The sequence below is a fragment of the Mesorhizobium carmichaelinearum genome (assembly GCF_900199455.1).
In the GTDB taxonomy this organism is placed as follows: Bacteria; Pseudomonadota; Alphaproteobacteria; order Rhizobiales; family Rhizobiaceae; genus Mesorhizobium; species Mesorhizobium carmichaelinearum.
In genome coordinates this window covers 1-24,742 of the sequence record NZ_FZQR01000010.1, presented here as the reverse complement: position 1 = coordinate 24,742, position 24,742 = coordinate 1, and the positions used below count along the sequence as shown (strand labels likewise).

Below are 24,742 nucleotides of genomic sequence, written 5' to 3'. Positions count from 1 at the left end.
AACGGCCGGACGGCTCACCGCCGCCGGCTTCCGATCCCCTCATCGGTGTCGGCGAGCAGCTTGTGCACGGCGTTGCGCGCGGCCGCCGGCCGTTGCAGGCGGATGTTCTTCTCGATCGCCTCGTGCAGCTTCTGCGCCCGGTTCTGGTCGCCGACCTGGCGTGTCGTGAAGACGAAAAGATGGTCGAGTGCAGACTCGATCAGCACGCCGAGCGGCACCAAAAGGTCGTTGCCCGAGGCCCGCAGGATGGCGAGGTGAAAGCGTGTGTCGGCGCGGATGCGTTCCGGCAGGTTCGCCGCCTCGCCCATCTCCCGGCAGGCGAGGCTGATCTCGGCCATCTGCTCGTCGCTGCGTCGCATGGCGGCAAAGGCGGAGGCTTCCGGTTCGATGATGTGGCGGAACTCCTGCACGGTGCGCAGGAAGGCTTCACGGTCGGGTGCGGTCGCGTACCAGGCAAGCACATCACGGTCGAGCAGGTTCCAGCGCTCCTTCGGCTCGACCCAGCTGCCGATCTTGGGGCGTGACGCCAAAAGGCTCTTGGCCATCAGCATCTTCATCGCCTCGCGCACCGCCGAGCGGCTGACATTGAAGGTTTCAGCCCATTTGGCCTCATTGGGCAGGATGCTGCCGGGCGGATAGTCGCCGCGCACGATCCGCAGGCCAATTTCGCTGGCGAGCGAAGCATGAACGCTGGACCCGGGAAAGTGTACCCCATCCGCCCTGCGCACGACCCCGGGATCGCGGTTGGCTTGCGCCTTGGCCCGGCTGGCTTGTTTCTTTGCCTTCTCGTCCGGCATCCACGTTCCAGTAGGTCGGCCGTCTGTCACCGGATTGATCCGGAGCTGCACGGCGCCGATCCCGTTGCCGAAAATCCAAACTACGGACGCGTCAAGGCCGGAGCCTGTTGCCCCTCGCCACAGCGTCTTGTCCAGGAATTCAAAGGGACGGGGCGCCCGCTGCCGAGCGCCCCGAAATCATCAGCTTACTTCTGGATGCAGGTGTCGACCGTGTCCTTGGTGCATTCGTCGAGGCCGGTGAACACCGGATCGGCGACCTTGGTACCCTTGATGAGATCGATCATCACAGAAGGTGCCTTGTAGCCCATTTCGAACGGCCGCTGGCCAACCAGCGCGGTGACAAGGCCATCCTTGGCGATCGCCACTTCGTCGCCGATCGTGTCGGCGGCGCCGATGACGAAGTCGTTCTTGGCTATCCGGTCCTTGAGCGGCCCGAACAGATCGCGATAGGGCTGCGGCGCGCCGAACAGCGGCCAGCCGCCCATGATGCCGAAGGCATCGAGCTTGGGATTGGCGGCGAGGATGTCGGTCATCGCCTGCACGCCCTTGGCACCGTCATCATTGGTGAACACCGGACAGCCGGCAACTTCCGTCCAGCCGCCTTCGCCGGCAAGTGCAGCGAGGCCTTCCTTGCCCGACAGTGCGTCGCGCATGCCCTGGGCACGGCGCAGGATGTTGTCGGCCGCGGGATTGCCCTCGATGGTGCAGATCGTGCCGCCATTCGGCTTGCCCTTCTTGATATACTCGCCGATCTTGTGACCCATCAGATAGTTGTCGGTGCCGAGATAGGTTTTGCGAAGTGCTGCATCTTCCTTGCTGAGGTCGGCGTCGACGGTCATGATCGGGATCGTCGGATTGGCGGTCTTGATCGTCTGCGCGATCAGCGGCGCGTTGGACGGTGAAATCGCCATCGCCACCGTGTCGGCCTTGCTCAGCATATCCTGGACGATCTGTGCCTCGCCGGCCTCGTCGGAAGTCGACGCCGGTCCGGTGTAGAAGCACTCATATTCCGAGCTGGCGTTTTCCTTGTTCCATTTCTCGCAGCCCTGATGGATGGCTTCGAAGAATGGATTGTCGAGACCTTTCACCACGATGACGAGCTGCTTCTTGGCCAAAGCCGGCCCGGCGCCCAGCGCCATGGCGGCGACGGCGGCGAGCAATACAGTTTTCCTCATGTCAGTCCTCCCTTGGAAACAGACGGACACGGCGTGCCCGCCATACAAATCGACCTGACGCGAGATGGCAGAGCCAACGCTCGTGCCGCCAGGCAAGGCCGATAAGCATTTTCGTATGCGACCGGACCGGCAGTGCCGATACGATCGATGATCTCCCACCGACCCCGCCGTCAATCATGGCTGGGAACCGGCAAATCTTCCTCCGAGCCTCAGCTAATAACGGCGAGCGGCCAACGTCAATTGCTATTTGTCCTACAAAACGGATTTTTCGGAACCGTACTCCACTATTCGTCCGACAATTACCCCGTTCCTATTCATCGGACAATTGACGCCCGCACAGGCATTTGCGTAAATGCCTGCCATCGCTGTCTCCGGGAGGAGCTGGGGAGAGCGGTGCTAGGGCTGCGCTCTCAACATACGCAGCAAGGCATGGGGAGGCTATAGGCTGGTGGCGGTTCTCGAACTCACCAATATCTCGAAGCATTTCGGCGCCATCCAGGCGGTCAACGACGTGTCGCTGTCGATCGAACCCGGCCAGGTCGTAGGGCTGATGGGCGACAATGGCGCGGGCAAGTCGACACTGGTCAAGATGATCGCCGGCAATTTCCACGCGAGCCATGGCATCATGCGCATGGACGGCAAGGAATTGATCCTGAACAAGCCGGCGGAAGCCCGCCAGCACGGCATCGAGATCGTTCACCAGGATCTTGCACTCTGCAACAATCTGACGGCCGCCGCCAATGTCTATCTCGGCCGCGAGCTGCGGCGCGGCGTCGGTCCGTTCCGCATTCTCGACTATGCCGCGATGTACAAGCGCGCCGGCCAGCTCTTTGCCGAATTGAAATCCGAGACCCGCCCGCGCGATCTCGTCAAGCAGATGTCGGGCGGCCAGCGCCAGGCGGTTGCGATCGCCCGCACCATGCTGTCGCAGGCCAAGATCGTGCTGATGGACGAACCGACGGCGGCGATCTCGGTCAGGCAGGTCGCCGAAGTGCTCAACCTGATCCGCCATCTGCGCGACCAGGGCATCGCGGTTGTGCTGATCAGCCACCGCATGCCCGACGTGTTCGACGTCGCCGACCGCGTCATCGTCATGCGGCGCGGACGCAAGGTCGCCGACAAGACAATCGCCTCGAGCTCGCCCGAGGAAGTCACCGGGCTCATCACTGGCGCCATCGAGCAGGTCTCGTAAGCGCGGCTAATTTCACCAGGCTGGCGCGTATCGCAGCCGGCAGGAAAGGTCGATAATGGCAGTCACCCTTGACCAGACGATCGCACAGAAGCAGCACAGTTTCCTGTCGCGGCTGTTCTCCACCCAGACCTTCTGGGTGGTGATCGCCGTCATCCTCGCCTGCATTTTCCTGTCGTTCGCCACCGACGCCTTCGCGACGTCGAAGAACCTCTACAACATCACCCGCAACATCACCTTCGTTGCCATCATCGCGCTCGGCATGACCTTCGTCATCATCACCGGCGGCATCGACCTGTCGGTCGGCTCGGTTCTGTGCCTGTCGTCCATGGTGCTGGCCGTTACCATGCATGCCGGCTACTCGATCGAAATCGGCATCCTGGCCTCGATCGCCACCGCGCTCGCCATCGGCGCCTTCAACGGCATTCTGATCGCCTATCTCGGCTTCCCGCCCTTCGTGGTGACGCTCGGCATGCTGTCGATCGCCCGCAGCCTGGCCATGGTCGCCTCCAACAACACGGTCGTCTTCCAGTTCGGGCCGGACCACGACAAGTTGCTGGCGCTCGGCGGCGGCGCCTGGGTGTTCGGTATCGCCAATCCCGTGCTCTACATGATCCTTTTGGCGCTGATCACCGGCTTCATCCTGCGCTGGACCAAATTCGGCCGGCACATCTTCGCCATTGGCGGCAATGAGCACGCCGCCACCCTGACCGGTGTTCCGGTGAAGCAGATCAAGGTCGCCGTCTACATGATCTCGGCGCTGTCGGCCGGCATTGCCGGCATCATCCAGACCGGCTGGCTCGGCGCCGTCACCACCAATCTCGGCACCGGCATGGAACTGCAGGTCATCGCCGCCACCGTCATCGGTGGCGCCAACCTGGCCGGCGGCGTCGGCACCGCCTTCGGCGCCATTGTCGGCGCGGCCCTCATCGAGGTGATCCGCAACAGCCTTGGCCTGCTTGGCATCAACGCCTTCTGGCAAGGCGTCTTCATCGGCGGCGCCATCCTGCTGGCGGTGCTGTTCGATCGCATTCGCAATTTCAGGCGCAGCGACTGATCGGGTTTGCACCGAAGCGCTATTCGTTCCGGTGCCTATCGCTCAGTCTGAAAATCGGCAGAAGCGGTCCGCCATGGCTACCGGCCAACAGCCGATGTCTTGACGGAAACTGGAAACCGGCCGCACAATCCTCGATGCAGGCGAAGGGAGGCCAGTCGTCTGCGGGAGGATATACCCATGACGGACGCGATCAGGCTCTACTGGGGCCGGTTCGGACATGTTTCTGTCCTGAATGTCGCAAGCGACTTCGTCACCCATGCCCATGTCGAGGCACATCTGATCATCTGGCTCGAAGGCACCGCCGGCGAGATGACCATCGGCCGCGAGACGGTCCGGCTTGGACCATGCACCGCCGCCGGCATCAACTCCTTCCAGCCGCACAGCCACGTCCTGTCGCAAAACGGCAGGCCGGGCCTGTTCCTTGCCTTCTACATCGATCCCGACTGGGCGCGCCGCCGCCGCGACCTGCCCTCTTCCGCGCCACTGTTTGCCCAGGCCGCGATCACGCTAGAGCCGTGGCTGCACCAGGCCGCCGCCAGCCTGCTCGACCATCTGACAGACAATGAAAGCGTCGATGATGTCGCCAATTACGAGATCGAGCGCTTTATCGATTCGGTGCTCGATGCCGCCGATGCCTCGGCGCCGCAGGAAGCCCGCACCCGCATCAACACCATGCAGGATTTCCGCGTCCGCAAGGCGATCCAGCTGATGAAGGCCAATGTCTGTGAGCGCATCTCCTTCGACGACGTGGCGCGCAGCGTCGGCCTGTCGCGGCCGCATTTCTTCGCGCTGTTCAAGGAACAGACCAATCTGACGCCCAACGTCTACTGGAACACGCTGCGCATGGAGGAAGCGGTGCGGCAGTTGCAATGGTCGCAGGAGCCGCTGATCTCCGTCGCCTGCAATCTCGGCTTCACCACGCAGGGCAATTTCTCGCGCTTCTTCCGAGACCATGTCGGGGTGCCGCCGACGCTCTACCGCGAGGCCGCGCGGGCGAATGCCTGAGCCGACCCGCCGGGCCCGCTTTTTCAGACTCCTTGATACGCGCACAAGACGCTTTGATAAGCGCCGCCAGGAGCAGCGCCCTACCCTTGCCCAGCTGTCGCATTCGCAAGGGAACGTCCTATGGCAAAAGTCACCATCTCCAGCGTCATCGACGCGCCGGTCGAAAAGGTCTGGGCGCGCATACGCGACTTCAACGGCCTGCCGGGTTGGCATCCGCGCATGGTCGAGAGCCATATCGAGGACGGCAAGGATGCCGGCACGATCGGCTGCGTGCGCAATTTCGAGCTCGCCAGCGGTGCGCGCATCCGTGAAAAGCTGCTCGACTTTTCCGATGACAATTTCCTCGTCAGCTATTCCATCCTGGAGACGCCGCAGCCGCTCACCAACCATAAGGCGACGCTGCAATTGCGCCGCGTCACCGATGGCGACCGCACCTATGCCGAATGGACCGCCAACTTCGATGCGGCACCCGAAGAGGCCGACAAGATCGCCGCCGGCATGGGCGCCAATGTCTTCCAGGGCGGCTTCAACGCCCTGAAGAGCCATTTTTCCGGCCAGAGCTGAGGGAGCGGGCCATGGCGCTGGCACTGCAGACTTTTGCAACGGTGAAGGACGCCAACGCGGCGCTGAAGGCCCAGGGCACCCGCTATCTCGGCGGGGGTACACTCGTGGTCCGCGCGGCCAATGAAGGCGATGTTTCGGTCTCCGGCCTTGTCAGGTCGACCGACCCGGCCCTGTCGGCCATTGCGGTCGCTGGCGGCAAAGCCCGCATTGGCGCTTCGGTGACCATGGCGGCGATCGCCCGTCATCCCGGGCTCGCCATCCTCGCCAAGGCCGCACGCGCTGTCGGCGGCCCGGCGATTCGCAACATGGCGACCGTCGGCGGCAATCTGTTCGCGCCCGCACCCTATGGCGATTTCGCCGTGGCCTTGCTGGCGCTCGACGCCACGGTCGGCACTGAGGACGGAGAGACACCGATCGGGACCTTCCTGGCCGGACGGGACCGCAGCCGTGCGATCGTCACCTCGGTCAGCTTCACGTTGCCGAAGACTGACGGCTTCCGCTTCCTGAAAGTGTCGCGGGTCAAGCCCAAGGGTGTCTCGGTGCTCAGCATCGCCGCCGTTGTGGAACAGGCTGCCGACGGCACCGTGTCGTCGGCGCGGATTGCGCTTGGCTGCATGGCCGACCGGCCGTTGCGCGCCAAGGCGGCGGAAAAGGCGCTGCTCGGCAGGACGCTCGACCCCGACGGCATCGCAGCGGCACTGACCGCCGCCACCGAAGGCATCGCGCCCATCACCGATCCGATCGCCAGCGCCTGGTACCGCGCTGAAGTCTTGCCGGTCCATCTCGGCCGGCTGCTGCTGAGCTGAAATCACCCGTTGGGGGGCGCGCGTCTGTCCGATCCGCCGGCAGGCGCGCAAGGAGGAAACATGGCGAAGGTCCCGGTCCAGTTCACGCTCAACGGCTCCGAAAAGGCCGAATTCATCGACAGCGGCACGACGCTGCTCAACGCTCTGCGCGACAAGGTCGGCGACACCTCGCCGAAAGGTGGTTGCCACCAGGGCACTTGCGGCGCCTGCTCGGTCATCATCGACGGCGAGCTGCGGCTCTCCTGTCTGACTTTGGCCGAGACCTGCAACGGGACAGCCATCACCACGACATCGGGCCTTGCCGAAGGCGGCGTGCTGCAACCGCTGCAGCGCGCCTTCCTCGACACCTTCGCCACGCAATGCGGCTTCTGCACGCCGGGCATGATCATGGCCGCCAAGGTGCTGCTCGACCACACGCCCAACCCCAGCCGCGATGAAGTTGTCGAGGCGCTGTCGGGCAACATCTGCCGCTGCACCGGCTACGAGCCGATCATCCAGGCGGTGCTCACCGCGGCCCGCGCCAACTCGCAGAACGCGGCCTGAGGGGGCAAAAGAATGGAACTGCGCAAGAACTACTTCGCCGATGTCCGCAAGGACGATCTGCACGAGGTCGGCCAGCCCCGGCCCCGCTCGGACTCGCCCGGCCATGTCACCGGCAAAACAGCCTTTTTCGCCGACCGCAACTTTCCCGGTATGCTGCACCTGAAGATGGTGCGCAGCCCGCATCACCACGCCCGCATCCGCTCCATCGACACGTCGGAGGCCGAGAAGCATCCGGGGGTGGTCAAGGTGCTGACGGCCAAGGACGTGCCGCACAATGTCTACACCATCCTGATCCTGATCCAGATTGGACCGGAGGACGAGACGGTGCTGGCCGACGGCAAGGTGCGCTGGAAGGGCGAGGCCGTGGTGGCGGTGCTAGCCGAGACCGAACGCGCCGCCCAGGAAGCCGCCGCCAAGGTCAAGGTCGACTACGAAGTGCTGCCGGCCGTCTTCGACATGGAGGAAGCGCTGAAACCCGGCGCGCCGCTGGTCAACGAATATCACGGCCGGAACTATTATCTCTATGACAGCGGCGAGTGCCGCAAGGTGCGCTTCGGCGATGTCGAGGCGGGCTTTGCCGGCGCCGACCACATCCTGGAGCAAAGCTATCAGTCCTCGCCGATCGAGCATGCGCCGACCGAGACCACCGGCTGCGTGGTGGTGCCCGAGGGAAATGACCGGTTCACCTGCTACACCAACACGCAGGCGATGTTCTTCACCCTCGACAACGCCTCGATCATACTGCAAATGCCGGGCAGTAAGCTGCATTTCGTCGGCGGCACCGTCGGCGGCGGCTTTGGCGGCAAGGTCGACGTCATCGTCGAGCCGATCGCCATCCTCGGCGCCAAGCTCACCGGCCGCCCGGTGTCCTTCATCTACAGCCGCGAGGAGGAGATGCAGATCTCGTCGCCCCGCGCAGCCGAAAAGGTCGTCATCAAGGACGGCGTGATGAAGGATGGCCGCATCATCGCGCGCAAGGTTACCGGCTACACCGATGCCGGCGCCTATTCCCGCCATTCGCCATACGGCGCGCAAAAGGGCGCCGGCCACTATCCCGGCCCCTATACCATCCCCAATGTCTGGATCGACACCTACTGCGTCTACACCAACCGCACACCGTCGTCGGCCATGCGCGGTTTCGGCGTCACCATCGGCGATTTCGCGCTGGAGGTGCAGATGGACAGACTGGCGCGGCTGATCGGCATGGACCCGCTCGAATTCCGCTTCATCAACGCCTATCGCGACGGCGACATGAAGGCGCATCGCCAGCCGACCGAAGGGGCAGCACTCATCGAATGCATGCAGGAAGCCTCGCGCGCCGCCAACTGGCCGGTGGCGGAGAAATACATGGCGATGTCCTCCTATGTGAAGGGAGCCTGAGATGGCGATCAGGCGCGGACGCGGCGTTGCCGCCATCAACTACCCCACGGGCATGAATCTCGGTGGCGACCCGACCCAGGCGCTGGTGCATTCGACACCGACCGGCAATTTCATGGTGACGCTGTCCTCGGTCGATCTCGGCCAGGGCATGAAACAGATCATGGCACAGATCTGCGCCGAGACGATCGGCGTGCCGACCGACCGCGTCGTCGTCGATACCGCCGACACCGATACCGGCCCGCATTGCATGGGCACCTTCGCCTCGCGCGGCACGCACCGCGCCGGCAATGCCGTCATCCAGGCGGCGAAGGAAGCCCGCCAGGTGATGCTGGAAGTGGCGGCGGAAGAGCTGGAGGTCAACGCCTCCGACCTCGAGACCGATGGCCAGGGCAACATTCTGGTCAAGGGTGCGCCACAAAAATCGATCTCGATCTTCGATGTCGCACTGTCGGCGCATTTCAAGCGCGGCCGCTCGATCTCAGGCCGCGGCATGTTCCTGATCCCGCGCTCCTATCCAGAGAAAGAGACCGGCGCGATGAAGCCGTCGACCTGCTATGCGCATGCCTGCACCGTGGCCGAAGTCGAGGTCGATGACGAAACCGGCGAGGTCACCGTGCTGACGGTCAAGAACGTCTTCGAGATCGGCCGCGCGCTGAATCCGAAAATGGTCGAGCAGCAACTGGTCGGCGGCTCCTGGATGGGCATCAGCCATGCGCTCTACGAGACGACCGAGCCCTATTATCCCAACCGCGACCATGGCGGCACCGACTTCAACCAATATCTGATGCCGGGTCCCGGCGATCTCGCCGAGACCGAGATCATCGTCCTGGAGCGGCCATCGGCCGACGGACCTTACGGCGCCAAGGGCCCGGGCGAAATGTGCGCCAACCCGCAGATCCCCGCCGTCGCCAATGCCGTCTTCGACGCCGTCGGCGTGCGCATCGACACGCTGCCGATCACGCCCGAGCGCATTTTGCGCGCGCTCAAGGCGCAAGCGGCGAATTGAGAGACGAGATGTCTGGAGTGAATGCAGAGACTGTCGCGACCTCGCCGGAGGAGGTGGCGCAGCATCTCGCCGCCTCGCGCTATCTGGCCGATGACAGCCTGGCGACCGCCATCTTCCTGGCCATCCGGCTCGGCAAGCCGCTGCTGCTCGAAGGCGCGCCGGGCGTCGGCAAGACGGAAGCGGCCAAGGCGATCGCCGAACTCCTCGGCCGCGATCTGGTGCGGTTGCAATGCTATGAAGGCATCGATGCCGCGCATGCGCTCTACGAATGGAACTACCAGCGCCAGTTGCTCGCCATCCGCCATGCCGGCGAGCATGAAATCGACATCTATGACGACCGGTTTCTCATTGCCCGACCGCTGCTCCAAGTGCTGCGCGCACCCGAACAGCGCGTGCTGCTGGTCGACGAGATCGACCGTTCGGACCATGAGTTCGAAGCGCTGCTTTTGGAGTTCCTGTCCGATTTCCAGATCAGCATTCCCGAGCGCGGAACCATACGCGCTGCCGCACAGCCGATCGTCATCCTGACCTCGAACCGCACCCGCGAGCTCGCCGAAGCGCTGCGGCGCCGCTGCGTCTATCACTGGATCGGCTATCCCGATGCCGAGCGCGAGGCCGCCATCATCATGCTGCGTGCCGGCGATGTGGCGCAGGCAACCGCACGCGCCGTGGCGTCAGCCGTGCAGACCATCCGCGCCCGGCCGCTGGCCAAACCGCCCGGCATCGCCGAGGCCGTCGAATGGGCGAATGCCGCGACCATCCTGGAAAAAGGCGGTAGCCCCTGGCCGGAAGCCTTCCGCCGCGCCATCGGCGTGCTGATCAAGGACGAGGAGGATCTGTCCTACATCGCGCCGGAGCTTGGCCGCATTGTCGAGGAGGCGCTGGAGTGATGCGGGACCTCGACAATCCCTTCTCCCCGTTTACGGGGAGAAGGTGCCCCGAAGGGGCGGAGGAGGGGCAGCGCCATCATGGGCAGAAGGTGGCGCCGCCCCTCACCTGCCTGCCGGCATCCTCTCCCCGTAAACGGGGCGAGGAGAGCCTACCTCCGGCCACCGCGCCGTTCCTGGGTTTTGCCAGGCTGTTGCGCCGCCACGCCTTCGCAATCGCCCCAGAGCAAGTCTCCAGCTTCATGCAAGCGGTCACGCTGCTCGGCCCGCGCTCAATGTCTGACATCCGCGAGGCCGCCCTTGCCACATTGGCGCCGCCACCCGATCGCCGCGACGAATTCGAGGCGCATTTCCAGAGCCATTTCTATGGCAACACATCGGCCGTGGTCGAAGGCGACGCCGACGAGGAAACCCGGATCAAGGATGATGGCGGCGCCGACGACGAGCGCATCGAAGCCGAGCACAGCCACGAAGGCGGCGAGCTATCCTCCGCCCTGGAGCAATTGAGCACCCGCGATTTCCAGCGCGGGGACGACAGGCTGACCGCCTTTCGCCGCAAGCTTTCGTCGGCCTTGCCCGCCCGCCGCTCCTTCCGCACCGTGCGCACCCCTTCGCGCGGCAAGCTCGACCTGCGCCGCTCGCTGCGCGAAATCGTCAGCGCCGACGGCGACGTGCCCTTCCCGCTGCTGCGCCGCCGCCAGACCGTGCCGCGCAAGCTGCTGCTGCTGCTCGACGTCTCCGGCTCGATGAAGCTGCACACATCCGATTACCTCAAGCTGGCGCATGCCGCCGTGCAAGGCGCCGACCGCGCCGAGATCTTCACCTTCGGCACGCGGCTCACCCGCATCACCACGGCATTGCGCATCCGCGACCGCGACCAGGCGCTAGCGCGCGCCGCCGCCCAGGTCGACGACTGGGACGGCGGCACCCGCATGGGGCCGACGCTGCTCGCCTTCCTCTCCGTTCCGCGATTTTCCGCCTTCGCGCGCGGTGCCGCGGTGGTCATCCTGTCCGACGCTCTCGAGCGCGGCGATCATGCCGAACTGGAGATTGCGATGCGCCGGCTTAGCGCACGCGCCTTCCGGCTGTCGCTCGCCACACCTCTGGCTGGCGATCCACGCTTCCGGCCGGCCACCGCGGCGCTTCGCGCCATCCTGCCTGACCTCGACGATCTGGTCGACGGCTCCTCGCTCGCCGGCCTCACCGATTTCATCCTGTCGCTCGCCCGCCCTGCCCCCGCGGCATCGACAATCTGGAAAAGGGTTTCGTGATGCAGAAAGCCATCGACGCACATTTCCACATCTGGCGCCAACAGGACCAGCCCTGGCTGGTCGGGCCGATGGTGCCGCGCATCTTCGGCCCTTACGAGCCGATCCGCCGCGACTACCCGATCGGGGAATTCCTCGAAGACCAGAAAGGCGCAGGCGTCGAGAAGGCCGTCTATGTCCAGACCAACTGGGCGAAAGAGGATTTCGAGAAGGAAGTCGCCTTCCTGCAGAAGACGGCTGACGAGACCGGCTGGCCGCATGCCATCGTCGGCTATGCCGACATGACGGTCGACGATGTCAGGCCGCAGATCGACAGGCTGAAAAGATATCCACTGCTGCGCGGGGTGCGCATGCAGTTGCACTGGCACGAAACGCCGGCCTTCCGCTTCGCCGCCTCGGCGGATCAGGTCATCGACCCCAAGGTGCGCGCCAATGTCGCCAGGTTGAAGGATTACGGCCTGTCCTTCGACCTGCAGCTTTTCCCCGCCCAGATGAAGGACGGGCTGACGCTGGTCGGCGAGAATCCCGGGACCAACTTCATCCTCACCCATGCCGGCATGCTGACCGGCATGGAGCCGGAAACCACCGAGGCTTGGAAAGCCGGCCTGCGCACGCTCTCAGCGGCACCGAATTTCTATGCCAAGCTCTCCGGCCTCGGCACCTTCGTCCATCGCAACGATCCAGCCCTGATCGCCTACATCGTCGACAACGCGATCGACATCCTGGGCGCGGACCATCTGATGTTCGGCTCGAACTTCCCGATCGAGAAACTCTGGACCAGCCACGCCGAATTGATCAAGGCGCACCGCGAGGTGGTGGCGAAGCACGGCGCGGCGGCCGAGGCCGATATCTTCTGGAACACGGCGGAAAAGGTTTATCGGCCGGTGTAGCGCTCTCTTCCCTTCTCCCCTTGTGGGAGAAGGTGGATCGGCGCGCAGCGCCGAGACGGTTGAGGGGTGTTCCAGCGGAGTGAGGCGTTGGTGCTTTCTGGAACACCCCTCATCCGACCTCGCTTCGCGAGGCCACCTTCTCCCACAAGGGGAGAAGGGAAGACCCGCGAGGCCCCCGTAGTGAGACAAGCCTCACTGCGTCGGCAGCATGCCTTCGACATCGCTTGCCGCGTCATTGAGCGCTTCCTTGGGCGTGGCCGACTGGTCGACGATGCGCGACAGATTGTCGACGATCGTCTGCGTCACCTTGACCCCATTGGTGCCCGGGAAGGCATACCACGGAACCATCAGCGGCATCTGGCTGAGCCCGGCCTGGAACAGCAGGTTCTTCTTGTAGAAATCGCCGAGATAGTCTGACGATTTCGCCGCCAGCTCGTTGTTGGGGACATAGCCGGTGCCCGGCACGACGACCGAGGCGCCGTAAGGACCAGCGGCGAATTTCGCGAACTTCCAGGCCGCTTCCTGCTTGGCTGCGTCCTTGGTCAGGATGACCACGGCATTGCCGCCGGTCGGCAGATGGCCGTTGACCGGATCGATCAGCGGGATCTTGGCGGTGCGCAGCGTGAACTTGTCGCCGACATTCTTGATCGTGTTGACCAGCGCGCCGGTGGTCTGGAATTCAAAGCCGACCTTGCCGGCCGCGAAGGCCTGCTCGCCCGCCGGCTTGGTGAAGACCGGCATGCCGCCCTCCTTCACCATCCGCTCGAGGATCTCCACCGCCTTCTCGCCCTCAGGTCCGTTGAAGGCGACCTTGCTTTCGTCCTCGTTCAGCATCTTGCCGCCGGCGCCGAACAGCAGCGCCGAGAACATCCAGTCGTCGCCCTGCCAGCGGAAGTCGATGCCGTCGACGCCGTTGCCGAGCGCCTTGATCTTGCCGCCAAGCGCGATCACCTCGTCCCAGGTCTTGGGCGGATTGTCCGGATCGCCGCCGGCCGCCTTCACCAGGTCGGCATTGTAGTACATGATCGGGTTGGAGGTGGCGAAGGCGAGGCCAACCTGCTTGCCGTTGACCTGCGCCAGCTTCAGGATCGTGTCGGAGAAGCCGAGCTCCGCCATGTTGCCTTCCTTCTTGACCAGCGGGCCGAGATCGACGGCGACGTTGCGCTCGTTGAGCATGCGCAGGCGGTTGAGGCCGATGAAGGTGATGTCGGGCATCTCGTCGGTGCCAGCCTGGCGAAGAATGGTCTGGATGCCTTCTTCATAGGTCGCCGACGGGCTGGCGAACTGGATCTTGATGTCGGGATTTTCTTCCATGAACTTCTTCGAGATCGTGTCCATCACGTTCTTGAAAAAGCCGGGCATCGGGTAGTGAACCGTCAGCGTCGTTTCGGCATAGGCCGGAAGCGCCGCCACCAGCGACACCACTGCTGCGGCAAAAATCCTGGAAAAGAGCTTCATTGCTCGTGCTCCTTGTTGGCCCAGTCAGTTATTGGCAAATTCAGCCTTTGAGACCGGTCATGGTGATGCCCTCGACGAAGCGCTTCTGCGCGAGCAGGAAAGCGGCGACGAGCGGAAGGGTGATGATCAGCGTCGCGGCCATCAGCGCGCCGTAGTCGTCGCCGGCCTCGGCGGCGCGGAAATACATCAGGCCGAGCGGTGGTGTGGCGTAGGCCTGCTTGCTGACGACGATCAGCGGCCAGTAGAGATCGTTCCAGTGCGCGACGACGGAAAAGATTGCGAAGGCGGTCACCGCCGGCCACGCATTGGGCACGATGACGCGCGCCACGATGCCGAGTTCCGACATGCCGTCGAGCCGTGCCGCGTGCAGCAGGTCGTCGGGCATGGCGCGGAAGAACTGCAGGAACATGAAGATCGCGAACACCGATATGGTGAACGGCGCGACCAGCGAGGTGTAGCTGTTGAGCAGCGACATCCGGTCGAAGGCGACATAGAGCGGCAGCGCCGTGGCGTGGATCGGCACCAGCAGGCCGAGCATGACCAGCACCATCATCAGCCGCGCGGCGCGGAATTTCAGCTTGGCCATCGCATAGGCGCAAGGGATGGCGACCACGACCTGGAAGAAGAAGATCAGGCCGCAGACGACGACGCCGTTCCACAACAGCGTCGCCATCGGCACCTTGGCAAACGCCTTGGCGAAATTCTCGGCAAAGTAGAAATGCTGGGGGATCAGCGCCAGCGACGAGGTGAAGATGTCGCTCTGCGTCTTGCCAGCCGTCGAGATCATGAAGATGTAGGGCGCAAGGATCATCAGCGCACCGAGCGAAAGCAGCGCGAAGCGGATGATGCGGCCAACGGGGATGGCGGTGCTGCTCATGTGTAGTGCACCCGCCGGTCGAGCACGCGATATTGCAGGAGCATCAGCACGACCAGGATCGCCAGGAAGACGACCGTCATCGCCGAGGCATAGCCGACGCGCAGATAGACGAATCCTTCCTGGTAGATGGTGAAAAGCAGCACCTCGGACGCCTTGTTGGGGCCGCCATCGGTCAGCATCTTCACCGTTTCGAAAACCTTCACCGCATTGGTGATGCTGATGGTGACGACGAACAGCGTCGTCGGTCCGAGCATCGGCCAGGTGACCAGGAAGAATCGGTCGAGCGCCGATTTCGCGCCGTCGACATGCGCGGCGGCATAGAGCTCGCGCGGGATCGCCGTCAGCCCCGCCAGGAACAGCACCATGTTGAAGCCGACCGACTGCCAGATGCCGATGATCGACAGGCTGTAGAGCACGGTGTTCGACGCGCCGAGCCAGTTCGGGCCGGGAATGCCGGCGAGCGAAAGCAGCGCGTTGAGCGGCCCGATCGTCGGGTGGAAGATGTATTGCCAGACGGTGGCCATCGCCACGATCAGCGAGGCGACGGGCAGGAAATAGACGGTGCGGAAAAAGCCGCGCGCCCGCCCTTCGCCTTCGATCAGCAGGGCAACGCCCAGGCCAAGCACGATCGAGACCGGCGCGACCATAGCCGTATAGACTGAGGTGTTCCACAGCGACCGGCGAAAGGTGCGGTCGTTCAGCAGATGCGCGTAGTTCTCGAAGCCGACGAAGCGAAACTTGCCGTAGCCGAGCTCGAAGTCGGTGAAGCCGAGAAAGATGACGGCGGCCACCGGCAACAGCACGAACAGCAGCAGCAGCGCGATGGCCGGCGCCGCCAGCAGCCAGGCGGTCCGGTCCTCGCTGCGCGCACGCAGTGCGGCCGCACTCGCGACATTGCCCGCCAGCACGACGCTAGACATAGGCCGGCTCCTGGCGCGCGCCCGCCGCGATGCGCAGACGCTTTCCCTCCGGCCCGAAGACCATCGCCTGTTCGGCAGCCAGAAGGATCCCCACCTTCATTCCGGCGATCAGATCCCTCGCCTCATGCGGCACAAGCTTGGCGATGACGCTGTCGCCGGAGGCGTCGAGCCGGCAATGCGCAATGACTTCCGAGCCGAGGAATTCGAGCCGTTCGATCCGCCCGGCAAGGCCGCTGCGCCCGCTGGGGGACAGTTTGACGAACTCCGGCCGGATGCCGAGGCTGACCGGACCGTTCGCCACTTTCTCCAGCAGGGCCAGCCGGATGCCCTCGAAGCCGACACGGCCGTTTTCGGCCTGCGCCGGGATGATGTTGATCCTCGGCTGGCCGACGAAACGCGCCACCTCGATATGGGCGGGATCGTTGTAGATCACCTCGGGCGCGGCGAGCTGCAGCAGATTGCCGCCGATCATCACCGCCACGCGGTCGGCCATCGAAAGCGCCTCGGCCTGGTCGTGCGTTACATAGAGCGTCGGCACGCCGGCGCGGCGGTGCAGTTCGACGATCTCGCCGCGCGCATGGACGCGCAGATTGGCATCGAGGTTGGAGAGCGGCTCGTCCATCAGGAAGATGCTGGGATGGCGCACCATGGCGCGCGCCAGTGCCACACGCTGGCGCTGGCCGCCCGACATCTGCCCCGGCTTGCGGTCGAGCAGATGGTCGATCTTGAGCAGACCCGCCATCTCGCGGACATCGCGCGTAATGCCGGTGCGGATCTCCCTCTGGCCAGGCAGCAGCGAGCCGATCAGCGGCAGCCGTTGCGACCGGCTCAGCCGCTTCATGGCCAGCGGCACGGCGATGTTCTGGCCGGCCGTCAGATGCGGGTAGAGCGCGTAGGACTGGAACACCATGGCGATGTTGCGATCGGCCGCGGCAACCGGCGACATGTCCCTGCCACCGACGAAGATGTCGCCGCTGTCGGCGTGGTCGAGCCCCGCCAGGATGCGCAGCAAGGTGCTCTTGCCGCATCCGGAAGGGCCGACGAGCGCAATGAACTCACCGGCTTCGACATCGAGGCTGACGCCATTCAGAATGGCGTTGCCGCCGAAGGATTTCTTCAGACCGCGAAGGGACAGCGCGCTCATGACGCGACCCGCTTTCGAACCTTGTGCGCCTCGTGCGGATAAACCTCCTCGACCACATCATCCAGGACGTAGGTGGTCATGCCGGGGATGGCGACGATCTCGCTGGCGACCGTGTCGCCGAATTGATGGATCACGGCGCCAAGCAGCCGCTCGCCCGGCATGTCGCGCTCCATGTCGCCGACGACGAAGGCCGCCGACGGCCCCCATATCAACGACGTGTTTTCGTATTTGCCTTGCCAGGCCCGGTGCAGGTGGCCGCTTGCAAACAAGGAGACATCGTGGGCGGCGATCAGATCGTAGAGGCGCCGGCGCTGCACCGGTCTGACGCTCCAGTAGCCGGTATCGCCCTCACCGGGTTGATCGATAAACAGCGGCTTGTGGGCGAAGAGCGCGACGCGCCGGCCGCTACGGCTTTCCAGCGCGGTCCGCAGCCAGTCGAACTGCGCCTCGTCCTCGGCATCATCGAAACCCATCAGCAGGCTGTCGAGCCCGATGAGGCGCCAGGGACCGGCATCCTCCATCCAATAATCCGGGCCAACCAACCGGCGCCAGCGCTCGAGGCGCCCGGCATTGACCGGCTGCAGCGAGCCCGGCAGATGGCCGACATCGTGATTGCCGGGCACCAGCAGCATCGGGATGGAGATTTCCCGCATCAGATCCATGCAGAAGGCGATGTCGTCGTCCTTGTCGGCACCGTCGACGCTGAGGTCGCCGGTGTGGATGACAAGGTCGGCGCCGCTCTGCTCGATCCAGGTGGCCAGCGGCGCCCAATTGCCGTTGAAGTGCGCCTTGGTCGGGCTGAAATGGGTGTCTGTGATCTGAACGATTTTCATGCCGGCTCCACCATGCGAGCCGCGCCCCCAGGCGGGCGGCATCGCATGGGGCTTCCTTAGTGCCGTTCCATGTCACTTCCTTAACAGCCGCCGGGATAAATTGTGCAATTGCGAACAGTGGTCGACGAAGAGCGTCAGAGAAGATCGCCGCAGCGCGGAAATTCAAGATATTTCAGATACTTGCTGTCGTTAGTCGGTGCATCGGCCGCGCTCACAATCCTGTGACACGCGACAGAAGTCAGGCTCACTTCACCTCGAACTGCGGATCGACCGGGATCTGCATTGCCGTCACCAGATGGTTGGTCTGGCCGGCGAGCCCGATGATCGACACCAGTTCGCCATGCTGTGCATCGGTCATCCCCTTGGCGCGCGCTGCCGCCGTATGCGAATGGACGCAGTAGGAGCAGCCATTGGCCGTCGACACGGCGATATAGATCATTTCCTTGGTCAGCGGATCGATGGCGCTGTCGGCCACCATCACTACTTTCAGCTGTTCCCAGATGCGCTTCAGCGCCGGGGGGTCATTGGCCAGCCCGCGCCAAAAATTGTTGACGAAATCGGATTTGCGCGTTGCGCGGATATCGTCGAACACCGCCTTCACCGCCGGGATCTTTTCGACCTCGGCATCGCTCAGGAGTTTTGTGGTGGCCATGGCGTTTTTTCCTCATTGAATCGTAGCGTGAATTGAATCAGGTCTTGAGCAATCGCCGCCAATCCACTCGCCCGATTCACTTTTCCAGCGCTGGCGTGGAGATTCAGGTCAGGCCGAGTCGAAAATGGTGGCTTCCGAGAACCGGAGCGGAGCGTACTTTCGTACGTGAGCTCAGTTCTACTGCGACGCAGTAGAACGGGGAAGCGCAGGAAGCCGCCGTTTGCAGGCCGGCCTCACCTGAATCTAATGCACCGCCGCATACATGATCTTCTCCTCCGTCGCCTCCGCCGGCGAAAACTCTTCCACGATACGCCCTTGCCGGCACACCAGAATACGGTCCGACAGGTTCATGATCTCCGGCAGATAGGAGGAAATAACCACGACGGCCAGCCCCTCATCGGCCAGCCGGTTGATGATCTGGTGGATTTCGGCGATGGCGCCGACATCGACGCCGCGCGTCGGCTCGTCGAAGATGACGATGCGCGGCTGCTGCACCAGCCCCTTGCCGATCACCACTTTCTGCTGATTGCCGCCGGACAGCTCGACCACGCGCGCATTGTCGTTGATCGCCTTGATGTTCAGCGTCTTGGTCCACTCGGCTGAAAGCGTGCGCATTTCCTGCTGGTTGATCACCCAGGCCTTTTCGCGGCTTGCCGCGAGCAGCCCGCCGAACAGATTCTCGGCAATGCCCATCGTCTCGAAAATGCCTTCGCTCTTGCGGTCCTCGGTGACATAGACAATGCCGTCGGCCACCGCTTCGCTGGGTACGAGATAGCGCACGGGCTTGTCGTCCAGCTCGATCGCGCCACCGCGCAAAAAGTCGCGCTTGTAGATGCCCGACACGATCTTGAAGGTCTCGGTGCGGCCGGAGCCGATCAGCCCGAACACGCCGGTGATCTGGCCCTCGAAGATCGAGAAGGAATTGTTGCGCACGACATTGCTCATCGAAATGTCCTGCACCGACAGCACCTTCTTGCCGGCCTTGCGCAGCCTGGCCTCGTCGCGCTGGCGATAGATCTGCCCCGACAGCGTGCGCCCGACCATGGCGGCAACGATCTTGTCGCGGTCAAAGGCTGATGTGTCGTCGGTGATGACCAGTTCGCCATCGCGCAAAATGGTGATGCGGTCGGCGATGGCAAGCGCCTCCTCCAGCGCGTGGCTGATGAAGACGATGGAGACGCCGCTCGCCTTCAGTCGGCGGATCAGCGCGAAGAAGTGTCGCTTTTCCTCCGGCGTCAGCGTCGCCGTCGGCTCGTCAAAGATGATGATCTCGGCATTGTGGTGCACCGCGCGCGCGATCTCGACCATCTGCCGCTTGGCCGCACCCAGCGTCGCCACCATGGCGTTGGGGTCGACGGGAAAATTCAGCGACTGCAGGAACTGCTGTGCTGAAATATACGTGCCGCGCAGCCGGTTGAGGAATTTTTCAGTACCGAGATAGAGGTTCTGCGCCACCGTCATCGACGGCACCAGGCTGGTCTCCTGGAACACCATGGCAATGCCGGCCTCGAGCGCTGCATGCGGCGAGGCGTAGGAGATCTCCCGGCCGTCGTGGAACATCTTGCCCGAGGTGGCGTCGACCACGCCGGCGATGATCTTGGTCAGCGTCGATTTGCCGGCGCCGTTCTCGCCGAGCAGCGCGTGGATTTCGCCCTTGCGCAAGTCGAAGGTGACGTTCTTCACGGCAGGCACGCCGCGATAGTTTTTGGTGACATTCTCCAGGCGAACGATCGGTTCCATCAGAAACCTCCCGAAGCAACGTCGACAGCCAGCACGCAATCACCGCCCCTGGAGGCGATGAACAACCGGTCATCCGTTTCCGCCACGCTGCAAATGCCGTGGCGCGTGCCGTTGGCGCGGCTGTGCAGGCTGAATTGCGGCTGCATCTTTGCGTCGAGCTTGACCACCAGACCATAGGAGCGGCTCGGCGACCATGGCTTGTGGATGCCCATGGTGCGGATGCCACCGCATTGCAGCGGTTCGAGGAAGCTGCGGCTGGAAGCCAGCGCCGGCGCGATCCAGTAGGCCGGCGGCACCTGGTCGATCATGTCCTGGCGGTAGTGCGTCTCCTGCAGCACGAATTCGATCAGTCTATTGCGCGGTGCGAACAAGGCCAGCCATGCCCCGCCATCGGCGGACGGCGACAGCCGCGCGGGGTAGCCGGGCAGATGCGTTAACACAGTCGAACGGTTACCGGTCGTGCCATCGAAGCGGACGAGCTGATGGCGCCAGCTTTCGCTGACCAGCACGTCCCGGCCGAGGGGATGGAGCCCATACGGAAAAGCGAGATCGCCGGCCACCTTGCGGAACGCGTCGCCCGTCGCGTCCTGCTTCCAGAGCGAACCGGACGCACCCTTCTTCATCAGATCGGCGGCCCATTGCGAGGGCGCATGCTCGGCCGATCCGTTGGCCAGCCACAGCGTGCCGTCCTCGTCATAAGCGAGCGCGGTGATGCAGCGGACCTCCACCGGCAGCGAAACCTCCTTGCCTGATATCAGCAGCTTGCCGCTTTCCAGCCCAACCGTGAGCTCGCCCGACGGCGACAGCGCCAGTGCCGTGACCGGAGACGGAGTGGTCTCGACGACCTTGGGCTCGGCTCCGGCGGCAAGCGAATAGACGGCGTTGCCGCTGGAGGCGAGCACCCTGTCTCCGGAAGTCAGCAAATTATCCGGCTCAGTCAGCTCGGCAAAAACCGGCGCATCGTCCAGCCGCGTGTTGGGCCGGAAAGCGCCGTCGAGCGGCGGGATGGTCACCGCCTTGCCGCGAAACATGTCCAGGATCGGATCGAGGATCATGGCTTTGCTCCCCAATAGGAAGCCGGGCTGGTCCAGTTCGGGTCTGCACTTGCTATCTTGTAGCGCCCGATGCGGTTGTTGAGGATGCCGCCGACGAAGAGATATCCTTTGTGCTCGCGCATCGAGGTGACCATCGGATGCGCGTCGCCGGTGAGATCACCGAGTGCCTCGACGATGCCGCCCTTCTCGGTAAATTTCACCACGCCGCCGGTGTTGATGTTGGGGAACAGCCATTCGTCCTGCGGCAGCCGGCGCGTCATGCGCTTGCGCATGTCGGGATGGCGCAGCGACAGGTCGAAGCTCGGCGTGCGCATGCCGAGCCACGCCATCCAGTAATTGCCGTCCGAAGCGCGGTTGATGTTGTCGGGATAGCCCGGCATGTCGCGGATGACGCATTCGGCGGTGCCGGCCTTCGGCCCTTCCAGCCAATAGCGATGCACGCGGCAGGCCCAGCTTTCGGCGAAGAACAGCGACTTGCCGTCATGCGCCATGCATACGCCGTTGGTATAGCGGTAGCCGTCGAGCAGCGTCTTCGTCGAACCATCCCTGGGATCGTAGACCAGCAGCCGGCCGGTGGCGCGGTTCTCGATCGAGTCCAGCGCCCAATCGTGGGCGTCATAGCGCTTCGTGGAATCCGTGAAATAGATACGGCCGTCGGGCGCAATGTCGCAGTCATTGGGATCGCGCAGCCGGGCATCGTCGACGATCGAGGTCCACGAGCGCGCGGTCTCCGCCGACAGGCGTTTCACCTCGCGCTCCGGCGAGACGGAATAGAGCCCCATGGCGCCGACGCAACTGATCAGATTGCCCGATTTGTCGAACGCCAGCCCCAGCGGAAAGCCGCCAATATGCGCAAAGACTTCCGACTTGACATAGTCGGGCGCGAAGAAGCGGACGATCTCGCCATGGCGGGTGCCGCAATAGAGATGGTCGTCGCGGTCGAGGATGACGTCTTCCGGCCCTTCCAGCTCGCCGAGCCCGATATGGTCCGCCGCCGACAGCCGGTTGTCGAGTTCGTAAGGCGTGCCGGAGCCTGGAACGGCCGACTGTGTGGCGCCCATCCTGAGGTAGACCGGCGCGACATAGACTTCGTTCAGCACCTTGTGGCGGTTCTTCAGCCAGCGGATGTCGATCGTCACCGCCACCGCCAGCATGATACCGAGCACCATCTGGTTGGTGCCGGTGCCGTAGCCCAGCCGGATCAGACCGTTGGTCATGGTCAAGACGATGATGGCGCCCATCAGCCCCTTGATCACCGAGCCGCGCCCGCCGCCGAGGCTGACGCCGCCGACCACCGCCGCCGTAAGCGCCATGATTTCGAGGTTGAGGCCCGTGCCCGGCCCCGCCCCGCTCAGCCGGCAGGCGATGAGGAAGCCGCCGATCGAAGCGCAAAAACCGGAGAAGACATAGGTCATGAACACCGTGCGGCGCACGCGGATGCCGGCATTGTGCGCCGAGCGCCGGGAGCCGCCGACTGCCAGCACATGCCAGCCGGGCCGCGAGCGCGTCAGCGCGATATGGGTGACGATGGCCAGGATGATCGCCAGCCACACCGAGACTGACAGGCCCCAGAAGGTGCTGTCGCCGATGAAGTCGAGCACATCCGATGTGGCGGTCGAGAGCTGCACGTCGGCGGCATAGGTGGTGACCAGGATGTCGAACAGCGCCCGTCCAAAAATGAACGTGACCAGCGTGGTGAGGAAGGCACGCAGCCGCAGATACCCCACGAGATAGCCGTTGATGGCGCCAAAGACGAGGCCGGTGGCAAGCGAAGCGGCCAGCGCCAGCCAGATAGACTGTTCGAGGATGAAGAACACATAGACGGCGGAGAAACAGGACAGCGCGAAGATCGAGCCGACCGACAGATCGATGCCGCCGCCCAGCATCACCACCGTCATGCCGATGACCACCATCGAGAATTCGCCGAGCTGGCGGGTGGATTCCTGCAGCGCGTTCAGCTTGAAGAAGCCCGGAATGACCGAGCCGAAGCTCGCCAATGTCACCACCAGCGCCAGGAACGGAATGGCGTTGTCGGTCCAGCGTTTGGTCAGGATCTCGCCGACGAGATGGTCGGGCACGAGATTGTAGCGCCAGGACTGGAGGCGTTCGCGAAAGGACATTGGCTGCCGTTACTCAAGAGAAAGAGGTGGCCGAACTGATCCGGCCACCTCGTTGATTCTGTTCGAAGACGTGGCTTACTTCGCCGCCGCTTCAGCCTGCAGCGCCTTCAGGTCCCAGCAAGTATCGGGCTTGAGGTCGGCCTTGGTCGTCGCCTTCTCCAGCGTGTAGATGTAGGTGTGCGAGGTGCCGGCTGGCTGGCCGCTCTGCAGCAGGAACTTGATGATGGCGTTCATGTCGCCCGACTGGCGAGCGAGATCGGTCATCACCACGGCGCCATAGGTGCCGTCCTGCAGCTTGTCGCAATCGGCCGCCTTCTCGCCACCGCCGGTGGTGACCAGGAACACCTTGCCGTCGAGCTTGGCGTCGCGGATCGCGGCCGATGCGCCGGTGGCGTCACCATCCCAGAAATCGATGATCGAGCAGATGTCCGGGTTCTGCTGCAGCATCGTCGTCGTCACATTGCGCGAGGTCGTCGCATCCCAGTTGGAGTCGGGCTTGGCCACGACCTTGAAGTCAGGATGCTTGTCCAGCACCTTCATGATGCCGGCATATTGATAGAGGCTGGAAGAGTTCGCCTGGTCGCCCTGCACCAGGCCGATCTTCTTCGACGAATTCTCGCCGCAGCCCTTGATCGCCGCTTCGGCCTCGAGCTGGCCAAGCCGGTCCCAGTCGCTGCCGACGAAAGCGTCGGCCGGGAAGTTGGCGGGATTGTCGACCAGAAGCACATAGGTGCCGGCGGCCTGCGCCTTCTTCATCAGCTTGGAGTAGGAGTTGAGGTCCGGTGCGTGGATGATCAGCACGTCGGGCCTGGTGTCCGAGGAGATGGCGTCGGTGATCGCCTGCGCGCCGGCGTCGACGACCCAGTTCGGATCGCGCGTTTCGAACGTGCCGCCCCAGGCGTCAACTTCCTTCTTCAGGTAATGCGCCCAGCCTTGCGCCAGATCGAAGCCCATCGCCAGCGGCACCAGCATGACGCGCTTGCCCTTCAGCGCCTGTGCATAGGCGGCCGGGCCCGGATCGTCGGCGGCGAAGGTCGGCGCCACGAAGGCGGTAACGGCGAGCGCCGTTGCGGCGGCCATAAGTGTCTTGATCAGTCTCATGTCACGTCCTCTGGTTCGGTTTTCATTGCCGGCCGATCGTCGCGATCGCGCCGGGTACCCCGAGCAAGATGGGCTAGCCCATCTGCTCTAAATGTCGCCCTGTTGCGCGGTCTGTTCGTCGCGCGGGTTGATGATGCCGTCGACGATGATCGCGCCAAGCAGGATCGCCGCCTTGATCAGGTTCTGGTAGAGCAGCGGAATGTCGATAATTGTCATGGCGTTGAGCAGGATGCCGATCAGCGCCGCTCCCACCAGCACATTGCGCACCCCACCCC

At 63.9% G+C, this 24,742-nt stretch carries 23 protein-coding genes and 1 pseudogene; 11 read left to right on the top strand and 13 right to left on the bottom strand.

The window, feature by feature from the left end:
* Positions 1-14: 14 nt before the first annotated feature.
* Positions 15-797: a FadR/GntR family transcriptional regulator gene (locus tag CKW40_RS22470; RefSeq protein WP_095202058.1), complete on the bottom strand. Its 783-nt coding sequence runs from the start codon at positions 795-797 to the stop codon at positions 15-17.
* Positions 798-982: 185 nt separating this feature from the next.
* Positions 983-1,972 carry a sugar-binding protein gene (locus CKW40_RS22465; protein WP_095202057.1) on the bottom strand — a complete coding sequence of 330 codons (990 nt, stop codon included), beginning with the start codon at positions 1,970-1,972 and terminating at the stop codon, positions 983-985.
* Positions 1,973-2,420: 448 nt separating this feature from the next.
* On the opposite strand from CKW40_RS22465, the gene CKW40_RS22460 reads away from it, so the two are divergent.
* The 11 genes from CKW40_RS22460 to CKW40_RS22410 all read left to right on the top strand — a co-directional run bounded on the left by CKW40_RS22460 (position 2,421) and on the right by CKW40_RS22410 (position 12,567).
* Positions 2,421-3,164, top strand: coding sequence for an ATP-binding cassette domain-containing protein (locus tag CKW40_RS22460; protein ID WP_031258459.1), 744 nt, complete (start codon positions 2,421-2,423; stop codon positions 3,162-3,164).
* 55 nt (positions 3,165-3,219) lie between these two features.
* A complete protein-coding gene (locus tag CKW40_RS22455; protein ID WP_095202056.1) occupies positions 3,220-4,218 on the top strand; it encodes an ABC transporter permease in 999 nt (332 codons plus the stop codon).
* A 177-nt stretch (positions 4,219-4,395) separates the two neighbouring features.
* Complete coding sequence (locus tag CKW40_RS22450) at positions 4,396-5,223, top strand: AraC family transcriptional regulator (protein WP_095202055.1); 828 nt, start codon at positions 4,396-4,398, stop codon at positions 5,221-5,223.
* Between the two features lie 120 nt (positions 5,224-5,343).
* The gene (locus tag CKW40_RS22445; protein WP_095202054.1) at positions 5,344-5,787 is read left to right on the top strand and encodes an SRPBCC family protein; all 444 of its coding nucleotides are present in this window, start codon (positions 5,344-5,346) and stop codon (positions 5,785-5,787) included.
* An 11-nt stretch (positions 5,788-5,798) separates the two neighbouring features.
* Complete coding sequence (locus tag CKW40_RS22440) at positions 5,799-6,593, top strand: FAD binding domain-containing protein (RefSeq protein ID WP_095202053.1); 795 nt, start codon at positions 5,799-5,801, stop codon at positions 6,591-6,593.
* A 60-nt stretch (positions 6,594-6,653) separates the two neighbouring features.
* Positions 6,654-7,136 (top strand): (2Fe-2S)-binding protein, encoded by a 483-nt coding sequence (locus CKW40_RS22435; RefSeq protein ID WP_095202052.1) that lies wholly within the window; start codon positions 6,654-6,656, stop codon positions 7,134-7,136.
* Between the two features lie 12 nt (positions 7,137-7,148).
* On the top strand, positions 7,149-8,516 hold the full coding sequence (locus CKW40_RS45380) for a xanthine dehydrogenase family protein molybdopterin-binding subunit (protein ID WP_095202051.1): 1,368 nt from the start codon (positions 7,149-7,151) through the stop codon (positions 8,514-8,516).
* 1 nt (position 8,517) lies between these two features.
* Positions 8,518-9,522 carry a xanthine dehydrogenase family protein molybdopterin-binding subunit gene (locus tag CKW40_RS45375; RefSeq protein ID WP_023779827.1) on the top strand — a complete coding sequence of 335 codons (1,005 nt, stop codon included), beginning with the start codon at positions 8,518-8,520 and terminating at the stop codon, positions 9,520-9,522.
* Positions 9,523-9,530: 8 nt separating this feature from the next.
* Positions 9,531-10,412 carry an AAA family ATPase gene (locus CKW40_RS22420; RefSeq protein ID WP_095202050.1) on the top strand — a complete coding sequence of 294 codons (882 nt, stop codon included), beginning with the start codon at positions 9,531-9,533 and terminating at the stop codon, positions 10,410-10,412.
* Positions 10,412-11,680, top strand: coding sequence for a vWA domain-containing protein (locus tag CKW40_RS22415; RefSeq protein ID WP_244571252.1), 1,269 nt, complete (start codon positions 10,412-10,414; stop codon positions 11,678-11,680). The genes CKW40_RS22420 and CKW40_RS22415 overlap by 1 nt, the downstream gene beginning before the upstream one ends.
* Positions 11,680-12,567 (top strand): amidohydrolase family protein, encoded by an 888-nt coding sequence (locus tag CKW40_RS22410; protein ID WP_179298084.1) that lies wholly within the window; start codon positions 11,680-11,682, stop codon positions 12,565-12,567. The genes CKW40_RS22415 and CKW40_RS22410 overlap by 1 nt, the downstream gene beginning before the upstream one ends.
* A 192-nt stretch (positions 12,568-12,759) precedes the next feature.
* Here the strand turns inward: CKW40_RS22410 and CKW40_RS22405 are convergent, their stop codons facing one another.
* The 11 genes and pseudogenes from CKW40_RS22405 to CKW40_RS22355 form a co-directional block, all read right to left on the bottom strand.
* On the bottom strand, positions 12,760-14,025 hold the full coding sequence (locus CKW40_RS22405; RefSeq protein ID WP_095202048.1) for an ABC transporter substrate-binding protein: 1,266 nt from the start codon (positions 14,023-14,025) through the stop codon (positions 12,760-12,762).
* A 40-nt stretch (positions 14,026-14,065) separates the two neighbouring features.
* The gene (locus tag CKW40_RS22400; RefSeq protein ID WP_095202047.1) at positions 14,066-14,902 is read right to left on the bottom strand and encodes a carbohydrate ABC transporter permease; all 837 of its coding nucleotides are present in this window, start codon (positions 14,900-14,902) and stop codon (positions 14,066-14,068) included.
* Positions 14,899-15,822, bottom strand: a complete 924-nt coding sequence (locus CKW40_RS22395) for a carbohydrate ABC transporter permease (protein WP_095202046.1) — start codon at positions 15,820-15,822, stop codon at positions 14,899-14,901. The genes CKW40_RS22400 and CKW40_RS22395 overlap by 4 nt, the downstream gene beginning before the upstream one ends.
* A complete protein-coding gene (locus CKW40_RS22390) occupies positions 15,815-16,966 on the bottom strand; it encodes an ABC transporter ATP-binding protein (protein WP_095202045.1) in 1,152 nt (383 codons plus the stop codon). The genes CKW40_RS22395 and CKW40_RS22390 overlap by 8 nt, the downstream gene beginning before the upstream one ends.
* On the bottom strand, positions 16,963-17,799 hold the full coding sequence (locus tag CKW40_RS22385) for a metallophosphoesterase family protein (RefSeq protein ID WP_095202044.1): 837 nt from the start codon (positions 17,797-17,799) through the stop codon (positions 16,963-16,965). Before CKW40_RS22385 ends, CKW40_RS22390 begins: the two co-directional genes overlap by 4 nt.
* 244 nt (positions 17,800-18,043) lie before the next feature.
* Positions 18,044-18,451: a carboxymuconolactone decarboxylase family protein gene (locus CKW40_RS22380; protein WP_063172539.1), complete on the bottom strand. Its 408-nt coding sequence runs from the start codon at positions 18,449-18,451 to the stop codon at positions 18,044-18,046.
* 243 nt (positions 18,452-18,694) lie between these two features.
* A complete protein-coding gene (locus CKW40_RS22375; RefSeq protein WP_095202043.1) occupies positions 18,695-20,191 on the bottom strand; it encodes a sugar ABC transporter ATP-binding protein in 1,497 nt (498 codons plus the stop codon).
* On the bottom strand, positions 20,191-21,246 hold the full coding sequence (locus tag CKW40_RS22370; RefSeq protein ID WP_095202042.1) for an SMP-30/gluconolactonase/LRE family protein: 1,056 nt from the start codon (positions 21,244-21,246) through the stop codon (positions 20,191-20,193). Before CKW40_RS22370 ends, CKW40_RS22375 begins: the two co-directional genes overlap by 1 nt.
* Positions 21,243-23,366, bottom strand: a complete 2,124-nt coding sequence (locus tag CKW40_RS22365) for an ABC transporter permease (protein WP_095202041.1) — start codon at positions 23,364-23,366, stop codon at positions 21,243-21,245. Before CKW40_RS22365 ends, CKW40_RS22370 begins: the two co-directional genes overlap by 4 nt.
* A 75-nt stretch (positions 23,367-23,441) precedes the next feature.
* Positions 23,442-24,467 carry a sugar ABC transporter substrate-binding protein gene (locus CKW40_RS22360; protein WP_095202040.1) on the bottom strand — a complete coding sequence of 342 codons (1,026 nt, stop codon included), beginning with the start codon at positions 24,465-24,467 and terminating at the stop codon, positions 23,442-23,444.
* A gap of 87 nt (positions 24,468-24,554) precedes the next feature.
* Positions 24,555-24,742 (bottom strand): annotated as a pseudogene (locus CKW40_RS22355) (ABC transporter permease); the annotation flags it as partial.

Excerpts from the sequence above, each read along its gene's own strand:
- CKW40_RS22390 (WP_095202045.1), bottom strand. The coding sequence starts at position 16,966 with ATGAGCGCGCTGTCCCTTCGCGGTCTGAAGAAATCCTTCGGCGGCAAC.
- CKW40_RS45380 (WP_095202051.1), top strand. The coding sequence starts at position 7,149 with ATGGAACTGCGCAAGAACTACTTCGCCGATGTCCGCAAGGACGATCTG.
- CKW40_RS22445 (WP_095202054.1), top strand. The coding sequence starts at position 5,344 with ATGGCAAAAGTCACCATCTCCAGCGTCATCGACGCGCCGGTCGAAAAG.
- CKW40_RS22420 (WP_095202050.1), top strand. The coding sequence starts at position 9,531 with ATGTCTGGAGTGAATGCAGAGACTGTCGCGACCTCGCCGGAGGAGGTG.
- CKW40_RS22380 (WP_063172539.1), bottom strand. The coding sequence starts at position 18,451 with ATGGCCACCACAAAACTCCTGAGCGATGCCGAGGTCGAAAAGATCCCG.
- CKW40_RS22455 (WP_095202056.1), top strand. The coding sequence starts at position 3,220 with ATGGCAGTCACCCTTGACCAGACGATCGCACAGAAGCAGCACAGTTTC.
- CKW40_RS22450 (WP_095202055.1), top strand. The coding sequence starts at position 4,396 with ATGACGGACGCGATCAGGCTCTACTGGGGCCGGTTCGGACATGTTTCT.
- CKW40_RS22415 (WP_244571252.1), top strand. The coding sequence starts at position 10,412 with ATGCGGGACCTCGACAATCCCTTCTCCCCGTTTACGGGGAGAAGGTGC.
- CKW40_RS45375 (WP_023779827.1), top strand. The coding sequence starts at position 8,518 with ATGGCGATCAGGCGCGGACGCGGCGTTGCCGCCATCAACTACCCCACG.
- CKW40_RS22370 (WP_095202042.1), bottom strand. The coding sequence starts at position 21,246 with ATGATCCTCGATCCGATCCTGGACATGTTTCGCGGCAAGGCGGTGACC.
- CKW40_RS22385 (WP_095202044.1), bottom strand. The coding sequence starts at position 17,799 with ATGAAAATCGTTCAGATCACAGACACCCATTTCAGCCCGACCAAGGCG.
- CKW40_RS22365 (WP_095202041.1), bottom strand. The coding sequence starts at position 23,366 with ATGTCCTTTCGCGAACGCCTCCAGTCCTGGCGCTACAATCTCGTGCCC.
- CKW40_RS22405 (WP_095202048.1), bottom strand. The coding sequence starts at position 14,025 with ATGAAGCTCTTTTCCAGGATTTTTGCCGCAGCAGTGGTGTCGCTGGTG.
- CKW40_RS22410 (WP_179298084.1), top strand. The coding sequence starts at position 11,680 with ATGCAGAAAGCCATCGACGCACATTTCCACATCTGGCGCCAACAGGAC.
- CKW40_RS22400 (WP_095202047.1), bottom strand. The coding sequence starts at position 14,902 with ATGAGCAGCACCGCCATCCCCGTTGGCCGCATCATCCGCTTCGCGCTG.
- CKW40_RS22395 (WP_095202046.1), bottom strand. The coding sequence starts at position 15,822 with ATGTCTAGCGTCGTGCTGGCGGGCAATGTCGCGAGTGCGGCCGCACTG.
- CKW40_RS22440 (WP_095202053.1), top strand. The coding sequence starts at position 5,799 with ATGGCGCTGGCACTGCAGACTTTTGCAACGGTGAAGGACGCCAACGCG.
- CKW40_RS22360 (WP_095202040.1), bottom strand. The coding sequence starts at position 24,467 with ATGAGACTGATCAAGACACTTATGGCCGCCGCAACGGCGCTCGCCGTT.
- CKW40_RS22465 (WP_095202057.1), bottom strand. The coding sequence starts at position 1,972 with ATGAGGAAAACTGTATTGCTCGCCGCCGTCGCCGCCATGGCGCTGGGC.
- CKW40_RS22470 (WP_095202058.1), bottom strand. The coding sequence starts at position 797 with ATGCCGGACGAGAAGGCAAAGAAACAAGCCAGCCGGGCCAAGGCGCAA.
- CKW40_RS22375 (WP_095202043.1), bottom strand. The coding sequence starts at position 20,191 with ATGGAACCGATCGTTCGCCTGGAGAATGTCACCAAAAACTATCGCGGC.
- CKW40_RS22435 (WP_095202052.1), top strand. The coding sequence starts at position 6,654 with ATGGCGAAGGTCCCGGTCCAGTTCACGCTCAACGGCTCCGAAAAGGCC.